Below are 12,818 nucleotides of genomic sequence, written 5' to 3'. Positions count from 1 at the left end.
CGCTCGACGAACTTTCCCAGGACAGACCTACCAGACAGGAACACGAGGAACCGGCGTGGCCAACATCAAGTCCCAGCTGAAGCGGATCCGCACCAACGAGGAAGCGCGCAAGCGCAACCAGTCGGTCAAGTCCGCGCTGCGCACCGCCATCCGCGGCTTCCGCGAGGCCGCGGCCGCCGGTGACAAGGAAGCCGCCGCCGAGCGCCTGCAGTTCGCCAGCCGCAAGCTGGACAAGGCCGCCTCGAAGGGCGTCATCCACGCCAACCAGGCCGCCAACAAGAAGTCGGCCCTGGCGCTGGCCTTCAACAAGCTCTGATCCACCCGGTACCGCACGCCGGTACCGCGCTCGTGCTGTGACGCAGCCGCCGTGGCCTCGATGACCACGGCGGCTTTTGTCGTGCCCGGGCGGCAACACCGCCGCGAGGCGCGTTCTACCTGGGCTTTCAGGATTCGGCCCGCGCCGTGTCAGAGGTTCCAGCTACCATTCCGCGCATGGTAACCGTGTATGCCAATCAGACGGTCGTTCGCGCCGAGGATCTGCCGGACGTGATCCGCGCGGCCGAGGTGCTCGGCTTCGGACTGAAGATCGAGAATGTGCTGGTTCCCGACGACGACGGCGGTTACTCGTTGGAGTGGATCGTCACCCGGGACGAGGACGTGCCGGCCTACGAGGAGTGGGAAGGCCGCTACGAGGACGCGGACGACGACGGCGAATTGGTGCTGAGTTCGGCGGAATGACCCCCGGTCACGGCGCATCCAGGGCGGCGACGAGCCGGTCCAGCGCCGACTGGGATTCCGCGTCCGCGGCGCGATAGATGATGATCCGCTGGTCGGGATCCTGCACGGGCATCAGCACCTCGTAGCTGACGACCAGCGGACCCACCAGCGGATGCCGCAACGGCTTGTTGCCTCGCCCCTGCACGCGCACGTCGTGGCGGGCCCACGCCTGCTCGAACTCCGCGCTGTACTCGGTGAACTCGGCGATCAAATCGGCCAGCGCCCGGTCGTCCGGGTGCGCGGCCCACGCCGCGCGCAGATCCGCGATGCCCTCCCGGATGATGCGTTCCCGCTCGACATAGAAATCCCGCATGCTCGGGTCGAGCAGGCACAGCCACATGGAGTTGCGCTGCCGCTCCGGCAGCGCGCCGAAATCCGTGATCAAGGCTGCCATCTCCCGGTTCCAGGCCAGGATGTCGTATCGGTGGTTGACCAGCATCGCGGGCAACGGCGACAGGTCACACACCAGCATGGCCAGCGCGGGCGGGGGCACCGTGCTCGGCTTGCCGTGGTCGGGCTGCCGCTGTAGCGCCAGATCGAACAGGTAGGCGCGCTCGTCGTCGTTCAGGCACAATGCCCGCGCCAGCGCGTTGAGCACCTCCACCGACGGTCGCAGGCCCCGCCCTTGCTCCAGCCGCACGATGTAATCGGTGCTCACGCCCGCCAGCTCGGCGACCTCTTCCCGCCGCAGTCCCGGGGTCCGGCGCGTCTGCCTGCGCTGCGGCAAGCCGAGATCGGCCGGCGTCAGCCGCTCCCTGCGGGCACGGAGGAACGCTGCCATCTCTTGAACACGATCCGCGCCGCTGCCGGACACCCCGTGGGTGCGCGGACTCCCACCGCCCGGGCCGCGATCGGGACGCTGCGCCGACTCCGCGCCGCTCCCGGGTCCGCCCTGATCAGACCTGCCGCCACCCGAACCGCGATCGGGACGCTGTGCCGGGTCCGCACCACTCCGGAGGCCCCCGTGGTCAGGCGGGCTGCCACCCGGGCCATGATCGGGACGCTGGACCGCATCCGCACCGGGCTTGGGATCACCGTGATCACGCGGGCTACCACCGCCCGGGCCGTGATCGGGGCGCTGCATCAGATCCGCACCGCTCCCGGGTCCGCCCTGATCAAACCGGCTGCCGACACCCGAACCGCGATCGGGACGCTGCGCCGGGTCCGCACCATCAGCGGGCCCACTGTGGTTCCGTGGGCCTCCGCCGGCCCTGGCATCGTGGCGCTGCGCAGACTCCGCGTCACCTCCGGGCTCACCATGGTTGCGGGAGCTGCCGCGGCCGGGCCTGAGGTCGCGGCGCGGTATGGGGTTCACCGTGCCAGTCATCACCGTCGATCCTACGGTTGCCTAGGACTGGACTTCCCAGGATGAAGCTTCCCTTACTGAGCCGCGCGCGCCGTTGAAAACTGTCTTCGGACCACATGGCATCGCGAAACACAAGGAGCTGGACATGTCCGGAGCCCGCACCCTCGACACCTACCGGCTGCTCGGCCGCTCTGGCCTTCGGGTGTCTCCCCTGTCCCTGGGAACCATGACCTTCGGCGCCGACTGGGGCTGGGGCGCGGACCGGGACGAAGCCCGCAAGATCTTCGACACCTACGTCGAGCGAGGTGGCAACTTCATCGACACGGCCAACCAGTACACCAACGGCACCTCAGAGCAACTGCTCGGCGAATTCACCGCGGACAATCGCGAAAGCCTCGTACTGGCGACCAAATACACCATGCTGCGCCGCCCAGGCGACCCGAATTCCGGCGGCAACCACCGCAAGAGCCTGGTCGGCTCGGTGGAGGCCAGCTTGCGCAGGCTGAACACCGATTACATCGACCTGCTCTACCTGCACGCCTGGGATTTCCTGACCCCCGTCGAGGAAATCCTGCGCGGCATGGACGATTTGGTGCGCTCGGGCAAAGTGCTCTACGTCGGCATCTCCGACGCACCGGCCTGGCAGATCGCGCGGATGCAGACCATCGCCGACCTGCGCGGCTGGTCACCCCTGATCGCGCTGCAGATCGAGTACAGCCTGATCGAGCGGACCGTCGAGCGTGATCTCATCCCGATGGCACGCGAGCTGGGCCTCGGCGTGATCCCGTGGTCGCCGCTGGCCAGCGGCGTGCTCACCGGCAAGTACAGCCGCGCGGATCTGGACCACGAAGTGGACGGTTCGCCCGAGGGCAGCCGCAAGAACGTGGCCGCCGCCAACGGCTCGCTCACCGAACGCGGGCTCGCCATCGCCGACGTGGTGAAGCAGGTCGCGAGCGAGATCGGCAGGACTCCGTCGCAAGTGGCGCTGGCCTGGACGCTGCTCGATCCCGCGGTCACGTCGCCGATCATCGGCGCGCGCACCGCCGCGCAACTCGAGGACAACCTCGGCGCGCTCAACGTGGAGTTCGACGCCACTCAGCTCGCCCGGCTCGAACAAGCCAGCGCGGTGGAACTCGGGTTCCCGCACGAATTCCTGAACCGCCCGATGACCCAGAGCGTCACCTTCGGCGATCTGAAGATCGAAGGGCGCGGCTGATTCATCGCTCCGCGTCCGGCACAGCACACTTCGATCAGTTCGGGACCGCCGCACCGTCCACATCGGTGACAACACCGACCGCGGAGGATGACGATGGACTTGGACATGATCACGATGTGGACGCGCGCCGAACGTCTCGGGCTCGCCGACTTCCTCGACGACCTGGACGACCACGAGTGGACGGCCGAGTCCCTGTGCCCGGGCTGGACCGTGCACGACGTCTTGGCCCACCTGACCCTGTCCAATCGGGTCACCCTCGGTGCGACGATCGCTGGAATCGTCCGCGCGCGTGGTGACTGGAACCGGATGACGGAGCGGATGGCACGCGAGCGCGCCCGTCGGTACTCACCCACCGAACTGGTCGGGCAATTGCGGGAAGGCGCCGCGTGGACCCGGCGGGCGCCAGGGGCGGGGGCACTGGATCCGCTGGTGGACACCATGATTCACGGACAGGACATCGCCCGTCCGCTCGGCCGGCGGTACGTCATGCCCGTCGAGCAAGCCGTCGTCGGGCTGGAACACGTGCTGCGCAGCAGGTTCTACGGCAGCCAGAAGCGTCTGCGCGGGATCCGTCTCGTGGCCACCGACGCGGAGTGGTCGTCGGGTACCGGGACAACGGAGATCAGCGGACCGCTGAGCGATCTGCTGCTCGTCGCGACCGGCCGCGCGGCGGGGCTCGCCGGGCTGACGGGCACAGGGGTAGAACGGCTCACCAGCGCGTTATAGGGCCGCCCCGTTGCCCCTCGACTCCCCATCGACGCCCGCCGCGACGTCCCCGATCGGGTCGGATGGCACCGGCTCTGCCGGGTCCGGGTCCGGGTCGGTCCTCTGCCGGCTGCCCGCCACCACGTCTTTCGCGGCCGCGGCGTTGGACGTCGAGGTGTAGGACTGCGCCTGGGGCAGACCCCAGCCCGACCTGCCAGATCGGAGCGCCTGCGTGGCACTGATCGTGTGAGCTGATCATTCGAACTGGTCGATGTCGGCTGGCTGATCGGATCAGGCGCGATCAGCCCGCCCCGTGCAGATCGAGGATGCGGGTGAGGGCGTGTTCCAGCGCATAGCCCGTATCGGCGGCACCGCCCTTCACGTCGGCGTTGAGGGTGGCGACGACTTGGAGGGCGGAGCCGATCGTCGCGGGGGTCCAGTTGCGGGCCTGGGCTTGCGCTTTCTTCACCTTCCACGGCGGCATGCCGAGTTGCTGGGCCAGTTTGAACGGATCACCGCGGCCCGCCGAGCCGACACGCGCGATGGTGTGCACCGAGTCGGCGAGCGCGTCGGCGAGCAGGACGTGCGGCACGCCACGGTCGTTCGCCCAGCGCAGCGCCTCCATCGCACCGGGGCGATCGCCTGCCACCGCAAGCTCGGCCACGTCGAATCCGGAGACCTCGGCCTTGCCCGAGTAGTAGCGGCGCACGGCCGCCACATCGATCTTCCCGCCGGTGTCCGCAGCCAACTGCCCGCACGCCGCCGCCAGCTCACGCAGGTCCGAACCCACCGACTCCAGTACCACTTGGACGACTTCGCCGGACACCCGCACGCCGGCGGTGCGGAACTCACCCCGCACGAACTCGACGCGCTCGGCGGCCTTGGTCAGCTTCGCGCAGTCATGAGTAACGGCCCCGGCTTTCTGCAAGGCGGGTGCGAGCGCCTTGGCCCGGCCGCCCCCGGAGTGCAGAACGACGAGCACCACACCCTCGGGCGGACTCTGCGCCGCCTCGGTGATGACCGCGACCGCGTCTTTCCCCGCCTCGGCCGCGGACTCCAGGATGATCACCCGGTCCTCGGCGAACAGCGACGGACTCAGCAGTTCCGCCAGCTCCGCGGTGCTGGCATCCCCCGCGCGCAGACGATCGACGGGCACGGCGTCCGGATCCGGAGCCAACGCCCGGACCTGCGCGGTCACCGTACTCAACGCCCGCTCGATCAGCAGCTCTTCTTCGCCGAGTACCAGGTGCACCGGCGCTGGTCGCTCGCTCACGACAGCGTTTCCCCGAGACCGGAAGGCACCGTGCTCGACGGCATTGCCGGATTGCTCTGTTCGCCGCGCGCGTCCACAGCCCGATCCTACGATCCGTGGCCGACACCTCCCCTCACCCAGCCCACCGGATCTCGGGCCCCGCCATCCGGCAGACCGCGATGCTCGGCTTCCGCCGACCCCATCGGACCGGGCCACGGCTCGCACTGACGCCCGAACTTCGGGCCGCCACGGCTCACAGCGATTCCGCGCGGATCCGGCCCATCGAATGGCATCCGAACCGCATCGCGTCCCTGCGCCCGACGGGCTCGCAGCATCCGGACCCCCTGTACCCCAGGGGGGCAGCATCCGGTCGCTCGGCGGCGCCGCTACATCGGTATAGGCCCGATCGCGTGAGCTTCGAGTCGACCCGGTCATTCCCATGCCCGCTGGTCGTCATCGCGAACTCGTCACGCGGAGGTTCCCGTCGCTGCCGGAGACCACGAGGTCGCCTTGCCGATCGGTGCGGACCACCGTCGCGCCGAGGGCGGACAAATCCGCCAGGACCGCGGGATTGGGATGTCCGAAAGTGTTGTCGGCGCCGACGCTGACCAGCACCAACCGGGGACGCACCGCGTCGAGGAATTCTCGTGTGGTGGTGCGTGATCCATGGTGCGGTAGTTTGAGCACGTCCGCCTGAATGGGTATCCCGGCCTGCATCAGCGCGCGCTGGGCGGACGCCTCGATGTCCCCGGTGAGCAGGATTCGCCCGGCGGGCGTGCGGGCGATGACGACCACCGAGCGGTCGTTGGCATCCTCGGTTTCGTCACCCTGGACCGGTCGCGGGCCGTTTCTGGACGGCGCGAGCACCTCGAGCTCGATCGACCCGAAACTCAGCAGGTGTCCCGCCGATAATTCCAGTAGCGGCACTCCCGCGCCTCTGGCGAGGGTCACGACCTGGGTCAGACCCGAGACAGCGACACCCACGTCACCCGACGGAAGCACCGCATCATTACTCGCGAATTCACCTGGGCTACAAGAAATTCGCGTGGGCCACTCCGCATGAGCAATGCGATGACGATCGACGGGCGGCAAGCTTCGCGTCCCGCTCCGACCGACGAGACGGCTTCGGTCGTCCTCCCCATCGGCTTTCCCGGATCCGGGACGGCCGTATCCGTCCGCAGCAGGTGTCGGCGGGGAACCGCATCCGAGGCCGCCGTCCGGAGGCACCCGACGGGATTCGCCGGGGGGCGCAGACGGCGCAAGCCCGTCGAGTTCGTGCATGCCGACGGCTATCGCGTCGACCGCGCGACCGTGCAATGCGCCGGCGAGCCCGTCGATGTGGTCGGCGTGTGGATGGGTGAGGATCAGCAGGGGGATGCGCGAGATGCGCAACCGGTCCAGGCAGGTACGAATCGGGCGCGGGTCCGGCCCCGCGTCGATGACGACCGCGGCGCCGGGGCCCACCGACAGAGCGAGACCGTCTCCTTGTCCGACATCGCAGGCCGCGAGCACCCAGCCGCTCGGCGGCCAGCCCGGGTGCCAGATCCGCACCGGCACCAAGACCACCGCGACACCGAGCGCCATCGCGGCGGCGACTCGACGCACGGCTCGGGCGCGCGAGGCCGCGACCACGACCGCCACCACGACGCCCGCGATCAGTCCCCCCGCCGCTCCACCCGGCACCGCGACGGATGCGCCGGGCAACGCGGCGGCGTGGCGGGCCACCCACAGCAACCACCACAGCGGCGGCGCCGCGCAGCGCAGGACCAGGTCGGCGAGGGGTGACCACAGGCTCGCCAGCACCGCTCCACCCGCCCCGGCGACGGTGACCGGTGCGATGACCGGGGTGACCAGCACATTGGCCAGCACCGCGACCAGGCTGAGCCGCCCGGTGAGCGCGATCAGAATCGGCGTCGTCACCACGAACGCCGCGGCGGACACGGCGACCGTTTCGGCAGCCACCCGCCACCATCCCCGGGCGCGCAGCCAGTCGGCCCAGCTCGGCGCCAGCAGGATCAGGCCGCCCGTCGCGACGACCGACAGCGCGAACCCCGCGTTGACGGCGAGCGCAGGCCACAGGGCGAGCAGCGCGATGAGCGCGGCGCACAGCGCGGGCAGCGCCTGCTTGCGGCGACCGGTGAGCACGGCCAGCAGGGTGATCGCGCCCATCGCACCGGCGCGCAGCACGCTCGGGTCCGGCCGCGCGACGACCACGAACATGAGCAGGGCCGAGGCGGCGACGGCCGCCGCGGCGCGCGGGCCGAGGGTCAGCAGGCGCACGACGAACAACACGACGGAAAGCAAGATGGTGAAATTCGCCCCGCTCACCACCGTCAGGTGCTGCAGCCCGGCGATCTCGAAGTCCTCGCGCACCTGCTCGGACAACCCCGAGGTGTCCCCGACGACCAGCGCGGGCAGCAGCCCCGCCGAGTCGGACGGCAGTGCGCGCACCGCCGATGCGGCGAAGGCGGCGCGCACGGCATCGGCGCCGCGCTGCCACCAGGGCAGCGGCCCCGCGGCGGGTGATCCTTGCGCGTGAAGGGTCACGACGGTGAGGTCGGCCCGGCGCGGCTGTTCCACCCGGGCGCGGAACTCGACCGGCCCGCCCGGCGACAAGCCGGCCCACTCCGGGCCGGAGGCCAGGACGACCACCGCGCCGCCGGCATGGACGGTCACACCGCCGCGCCGGTACTCTCGCAGATCCGCGCGGAGCACCCATTGCCGATCCGCACCGGAGACTTTGCCACGCACCGGCTTCGGGTCGTCCGTCGGTGTGACCACCACATGTACGGACTGTCCCACCGCCGCCCGCAGCGGGTGGGTCGCCACGCGATGTTCCCGCCATGCCGCCGCGGCCGCGAACCCCGCCCCTAGCAGAACCGCCGCGAGCGCCACCACCGCTACCGCCCGCCGACGTTCGCCGCGGTGCGCGAGGGCCCACAGCAGCAGCACCCACAATCCGATGGCCGCGACCGCCAGCGCGACCGCCAGCGCAACCCCCGCCCGCCACCCCGCCGTCACCGCGACAATGGTCGCGCCCCAACAGCACAACGCGGCGGGTACCAGACGAGCGTCCAGCACCTGTACGGCGCCGGACTCCTTCGCCGAAGCGTCCTCCTGCTGGTCTCGGATGCCTTCGGCGCTCGGACCGGCCGGCGACTCCAGGCGAGAGCCGAGCCGTCGGCGAACCGATTCCGTCGAGCCCCCGGCGGTCATACCCGCACCAGATCGCGCAATCGGGCCAGGCGGGCCGGGCCGATGCCGTCCACTTCGCCGAGTTGCTCGACCGACGTGAAGCGGCCGTTGGTCGTCCGCCAGCCGACGATGGCGCGAGCGGTGACCGGCCCGACTCCGGGAAGCGCGTCGAGCTCGGATTCGGAGGCCGTATTCAGGTCGATCCGGCCCGCCGGGCTCGACGGACGGCTCGGTGCGGCGGCGGACCCGGAGGACGGACGCCCGCCCGCGCCGATCGTGCTGCTGCCCTGCTGCGCCGCGCCGGAGCTCGGCGCGACCGGCCCCACCAGCACCTGATCGCCATCCGACAACCGCTGCGCCAGATTCAGGCCGGTGGTGTCCGCACCCGCGCTCGGACCGCCCGCCGCGGCCAGCGCATCCGCGACACGGGACCCTTCGGGCAGGCGGACCAAACCGGTGCGCTGGACCAAACCGACGACACTGACGACCAGTTCGGCCGTCGGCGGGCTGGGCTCGGCACGCCTTGGTGATTCCCTGACGGCGCTCACCGGTACGGGAGCGCCGGGTGTTGCCGAGGCGGCGGCTTGCCCGAACGCAAGCGGCGGCACCGGGCGGGCGATCGGGCGCTCGCGGAAAACGATCACCCCGGCGACGACCATCGCCGCGATCCCGACCAGCGCGAGTGCGCGCACCCCGCGAGTGCCCGGATCCAGCCGGAGGCCCCGGAACCGTTCGGGCACAAGGCGACGCCGCCAGTGCGGTCCGCCCGTCGGCTCCTCCAGCCAGCCGGGAGACCGAATGCGACCGACATCGTCTTCGGTTTCCCGATCGGGCGCCGGAGCGCCGGACAGCCGCAGCAGATCCCACTTCCCGGCATCGCCCGAACTCTCGTCCGGCTGTGGGTCGCGGCCGCGCGCAGCGCCACCGGCGACGCCACTGTCGTGTGCCGAGCCGAGCTCGTCTTCGCCCTGCTGGGACCCGGTCGCGCGGGAAGCCACCACCGCACCGACGTCGCGGGCTACCGGCCGTCCCTTTACGGCCACCGGACCGGAGCCGTCGACCCGCGCCGCGCGACTCGTCTTCGATCCGTGATCCGCCGCAGGCGAGGAACTTTCGGTAGCGAGTGGTGGTAGCACCGCCATGCCCGATCGTCCCCCGCGGTGGGTGGCGGCCGCTGCGCGGGCAGGATTCGCGCTGCCCGACTGCCCGGTGTTTCGCGAGGGCTCTGCGCGCGGGGATCGCGCCGTCTCCCAGCCGGACGGTCCGGGCTCGGCGTCCGGCCCGGCCGTACCGGTACCCGCACCGGCCGTTCTGCTCGCGCCGACCCGGGCGGTCAGCTCTCCCAATCGCCGTCGTACCCGCTCGCGTTCGTCCTGTCGTGACATGGCGGTGACGGTAATGCCGCCGACCGGCGAGAAAATCGGTCCGACCAACTGATTCGACGCACCTGTTGATAACCCCCGGACTGTGCACAACTCGCCGTCGACCGGTCGGAGTCTTCATCCCCACACGCCGTGGACTACGCATACGAGCCTTCCCCTCGAGGCCCGCCCGAACGGTCCGCCCCCGACCGAACCGCAATGACCGGAACCGATTTCCGACCGGCCACGACGACCCGACGAAACATCTGGACAGCGAGACCCCCCGCGCCCCAGCGGCGGCACGGCAACGCTCATCCCCTGGCCGCGTAAGTAACCCGAACGACGATGCCGCGACCGAACAGCAGGCCGAAGGAAGAAATGCGGTTCAGCCCAGATGCTTGGCGAAGCAATTCGACAAAGGGAGCACCTCGTACGGCGAGAAAATCGGGATCCGATGGTAGCCACTACGTTCGTAGAAGCGTACGGCTTCCGGTTGCAGGTGACCGGTCTGCAGGATCAACCGGGGGCGCCCGGCCGCCCGGGCGGCGTCCTCGGCCGCGGTGAGCAACAACGTCGCGGCGCCGGAACCGCGATGCGCCGGGCGGACGAACATCCGCTTGACCTCGAGATCCTCCGCATTCCATCGCAAGGCGGCGTGGCCGACCGGACCGTCGGAGTACGCCACGAAGGTACTGTGCACGGTGGCCGGGTCGACCGCATTCGGGTTCGTGGGCAACTCCCTCGCCAGATGGGCGTAGCGCGGCCCGACCTCGGCGGCCATCTCGTCGCGCAACGTCACTGCGTCCGGATGCGCCCAGTCCACCGTGGTCACGGTGAGTGGCGGCCGCACAGAACTCATGCCCCGACGCTAGCCGCACCGCGGGTGACGCACGAGCAATCGGATCACCGAGATTGTTGTCCGACCCGGAGCCCGCAAACGCTCAGTGGCACCCGCCCGGCACGACCAGCACGCCCAGCGCTCCCACCCCGAGGTGCACCGCCAGCGCGGGCCCGAACTCGGCGACGATGAGTTCTCGGATGCCAGGAACGAGTTCGCGCAGCCGGCCCGCGATGGTGTGTGCGGCGTCCTCGGCGCCGAGGTGTTGCACGGCCACCGCGGCGCCGTCCTCGCCCGCCGCCTCGACCGCCGCGGCGACGAGTTTCGCGTACGCCTTGGAGCGCGTCCTGACCTTCTCGCGCAGTTCCAGCCGTCCCTCGACGATGTGCAGCAGCGGCTTGGTGACCAGCTCGCTGCCGAAGAACGTCGCCGCCGAGGACAGCCTCCCGCCGCGGCGCAGCTGCTCGGTGCGGTTGACCAGGATGAACGTGCGAGCTCGCGCGGCAGCGGCGACCGCCGCGTCGTAGACCACGTCCAGCGGCGCCCCGGCCTTGGCCCGGCGCGCCGCGGCCAGCGTGGGCAGCCCGGTCGCCAGCCCGGCGCCCAGCGAGTCGACCAGGCGGACCCGGTCGGCGGCGTCCATGTCGCGCACGGCCTGCCGACCGGCCTCCCACGTCCCGGACAGCCGGCGGGAAAGGTGCACCGCGACAACGCCGTCGCCGCCGCTGCGTTCCCAAGCCCGCTCGTACACTTCGCGCAGCTCGCCGGGGGAGGCGGCCGAGGTGGTCACGGTGTCGGACGCATAGTCGATCTCGACCGGGTCGACGCCTTCCCGCATCGCCCGGTCACCGACCAGGACGTGCAGCGGGACGACGGCGATATCCAGCGAGTCGAGGTGTTCGGCAGGGAGGCTGGCGGACGAATCGGTGACGACCACGACTGCCACGGACTACCGAACCTCCTGCAGGGTCTTGACCATCGCGTTGGCCACCGCCGTGTGACCGTCCCAGCCCCAGTGGATGCCGTCCGGGTTCGCCTCGCCGGAGAAGATGTTGTCGCGCACCGCTTCGCCCAGGTCGACCAGCGGCACCGAGGTCCGGCCCGACCAGGCGCGCAGCGCCTCGACCGCCCGTGGCCGCCCGGAGTGCACGCGACCGTAGGCCGCGCAGTCGTGTACCGAGGGCAGCACCGCGACGACCGGCAGGTCGGGGCGCAACTGCGCCAGCGCGGTGCGGCACTGTTCCAGGTAGTCGACGCTCACTTTCGGTGGAAGCGCAACGGGTCTGCCGAGTTTCGACAGCTTGGGCTGCAGCCAGTTGTAGGTGGCGCGGACGACGCGGCGCAGCGCGGGCGGGCGCACATAGCGGATGAGTTCGCGCAGCGCGGTCGGCAGCGGGGAGGGCAGCGTGTCCATGCCGCCGACGGCGAAGACCACCGCACCGGCGCGCGGCACCGCCGCCCACACCCGGGGGTCGCCGATCAGCGCCCAATAGGCATCGCGGCAGGTCCAGCCGATCCGGGCGACCAATTCGACGTCCCAATCCAGCTCGGCCGCAACGAGATTCGGCCAGATGCGCGGATGGTCGGCGGGCAGCCCGCCCTTGGGTCCGAAGTAGGACAGGGAGTCGGCGATCACCAGCAGCACCGGGCGCGCGGCTTCCCGCGTTTCGGCGGGCTCGTCGGCGGTCGCGGATTCCGAAACAGTAGTGGCGGACTCGGCCGGAGCAGGTTCGGGTTCCCCGGACCCGGCGGGCTCGGTCGTCGCTGCGCTGGACTCGGTCGCGGCGGCGGCCGGTGCGGGCGCTGCGAAGATCGCGGCGCCCCCGGACCCGTCCACCGCCGGTTCATCAAGCACCGGCGCGAACTCTTCCGCCGCTGTAGCAACCGATTCGGCGATCACTTCGACCGCAGACTCGTCCACTGCTGAGGCAACCGATGCACCGAACGCTTCCGCCGAGTCGGCGATCGGTGCGGAGGCGTCGTTACCGGTGCCGCCGGACGAGGTGTCGCCGCCGACGTTCGCCTGTGGCTGCGCCCCGGTGACGATGTCGCCGGATCCGTCGTCCTCCGCGTCGGATTCGTCGGCAGACTCGGCCCCGCCGCCGTTTTCCACGGCCGTGCCCGAAGCCCCGTCGGACGTAGCCTCGGGTTCGCGGGGAGCCGGTGGC

Annotated in this window: 12 protein-coding genes; 5 read left to right on the top strand and 7 right to left on the bottom strand. The window is 70.7% G+C overall.

Annotated elements, in window-relative coordinates:
* The first annotated feature begins 55 nt into the window (after positions 1 to 55).
* Together rpsT and ABZ552_RS27235 are read left to right on the top strand one after the other, a co-directional pair.
* Positions 56 to 316: a 30S ribosomal protein S20 gene (gene rpsT / locus ABZ552_RS27240; protein ID WP_281874904.1), complete on the top strand. Its 261-nt coding sequence runs from the start codon at positions 56 to 58 to the stop codon at positions 314 to 316.
* 176 nt (positions 317 to 492) lie between these two features.
* The gene (locus ABZ552_RS27235) at positions 493 to 738 is read left to right on the top strand and encodes a hypothetical protein (RefSeq protein ID WP_159845215.1); all 246 of its coding nucleotides are present in this window, start codon (positions 493 to 495) and stop codon (positions 736 to 738) included.
* A gap of 7 nt (positions 739 to 745) precedes the next feature.
* Here ABZ552_RS27235 and ABZ552_RS27230 read toward each other — a convergent pair whose 3' ends face one another.
* Positions 746 to 1,558, bottom strand: a complete 813-nt coding sequence (locus ABZ552_RS27230; RefSeq protein ID WP_281916911.1) for a helix-turn-helix transcriptional regulator — start codon at positions 1,556 to 1,558, stop codon at positions 746 to 748.
* Between the two features lie 183 nt (positions 1,559 to 1,741).
* Here ABZ552_RS27230 and ABZ552_RS27225 point away from each other — a divergent pair, with 183 nt between their 5' ends.
* The 3 genes from ABZ552_RS27225 (at position 1,742) to ABZ552_RS27215 (ending at position 4,025) form a co-directional block, all read left to right on the top strand.
* A complete protein-coding gene (locus ABZ552_RS27225) occupies positions 1,742 to 2,149 on the top strand; it encodes a hypothetical protein (RefSeq protein ID WP_357440647.1) in 408 nt (135 codons plus the stop codon).
* 79 nt (positions 2,150 to 2,228) lie between these two features.
* Positions 2,229 to 3,299, top strand: coding sequence for an aldo/keto reductase (locus ABZ552_RS27220; RefSeq protein WP_357440644.1), 1,071 nt, complete (start codon positions 2,229 to 2,231; stop codon positions 3,297 to 3,299).
* Between the two features lie 93 nt (positions 3,300 to 3,392).
* Positions 3,393 to 4,025: a maleylpyruvate isomerase family mycothiol-dependent enzyme gene (locus ABZ552_RS27215; protein WP_357440641.1), complete on the top strand. Its 633-nt coding sequence runs from the start codon at positions 3,393 to 3,395 to the stop codon at positions 4,023 to 4,025.
* A gap of 280 nt (positions 4,026 to 4,305) precedes the next feature.
* Here the strand turns inward: ABZ552_RS27215 and holA are convergent, their stop codons facing one another.
* From holA to octT, 6 genes are all read right to left on the bottom strand, one after another.
* Positions 4,306 to 5,277: a DNA polymerase III subunit delta gene (gene holA, locus ABZ552_RS27210; protein WP_281874908.1), complete on the bottom strand. Its 972-nt coding sequence runs from the start codon at positions 5,275 to 5,277 to the stop codon at positions 4,306 to 4,308.
* A gap of 432 nt (positions 5,278 to 5,709) precedes the next feature.
* Positions 5,710 to 8,472, bottom strand: coding sequence for a ComEC/Rec2 family competence protein (locus ABZ552_RS27205; RefSeq protein ID WP_357440636.1), 2,763 nt, complete (start codon positions 8,470 to 8,472; stop codon positions 5,710 to 5,712).
* Complete coding sequence (locus tag ABZ552_RS27200) at positions 8,469 to 9,836, bottom strand: ComEA family DNA-binding protein (protein ID WP_357440633.1); 1,368 nt, start codon at positions 9,834 to 9,836, stop codon at positions 8,469 to 8,471. The genes ABZ552_RS27205 and ABZ552_RS27200 overlap by 4 nt, the downstream gene beginning before the upstream one ends.
* A 361-nt stretch (positions 9,837 to 10,197) precedes the next feature.
* Positions 10,198 to 10,671, bottom strand: coding sequence for a GNAT family N-acetyltransferase (locus tag ABZ552_RS27195; protein ID WP_357440631.1), 474 nt, complete (start codon positions 10,669 to 10,671; stop codon positions 10,198 to 10,200).
* 82 nt (positions 10,672 to 10,753) lie between these two features.
* Entirely contained in the window at positions 10,754 to 11,596 is an 843-nt protein-coding gene (locus tag ABZ552_RS27190; protein ID WP_281874911.1) for a DegV family protein, read from the bottom strand.
* 3 nt (positions 11,597 to 11,599) lie between these two features.
* Positions 11,600 to 12,295, bottom strand: a complete 696-nt coding sequence (gene octT / locus ABZ552_RS27185; protein WP_350356416.1) for a diglucosylglycerate octanoyltransferase — start codon at positions 12,293 to 12,295, stop codon at positions 11,600 to 11,602.
* Between the last annotated feature and the right edge of the window lie 523 nt (positions 12,296 to 12,818).

It is taken from the genome of Nocardia sp. NPDC019219, assembly GCF_040632645.1.
In the GTDB taxonomy this organism is placed as follows: Bacteria; Actinomycetota; Actinomycetes; order Mycobacteriales; family Mycobacteriaceae; genus Nocardia; species Nocardia sputorum.
Note: the sequence above shows the minus strand (reverse complement) of the source record. Positions and strands in the feature narration are given on the sequence as shown.

Excerpts from the sequence above, each read along its gene's own strand:
- ABZ552_RS27235 (WP_159845215.1), top strand. The coding sequence starts at position 493 with ATGGTAACCGTGTATGCCAATCAGACGGTCGTTCGCGCCGAGGATCTG.
- ABZ552_RS27230 (WP_281916911.1), bottom strand. The coding sequence starts at position 1,558 with ATGGCAGCGTTCCTCCGTGCCCGCAGGGAGCGGCTGACGCCGGCCGAT.
- ABZ552_RS27220 (WP_357440644.1), top strand. The coding sequence starts at position 2,229 with ATGTCCGGAGCCCGCACCCTCGACACCTACCGGCTGCTCGGCCGCTCT.
- ABZ552_RS27215 (WP_357440641.1), top strand. The coding sequence starts at position 3,393 with ATGGACTTGGACATGATCACGATGTGGACGCGCGCCGAACGTCTCGGG.
- ABZ552_RS27205 (WP_357440636.1), bottom strand. The coding sequence starts at position 8,472 with ATGACCGCCGGGGGCTCGACGGAATCGGTTCGCCGACGGCTCGGCTCT.
- ABZ552_RS27200 (WP_357440633.1), bottom strand. The coding sequence starts at position 9,836 with ATGTCACGACAGGACGAACGCGAGCGGGTACGACGGCGATTGGGAGAG.
- ABZ552_RS27195 (WP_357440631.1), bottom strand. The coding sequence starts at position 10,671 with ATGAGTTCTGTGCGGCCGCCACTCACCGTGACCACGGTGGACTGGGCG.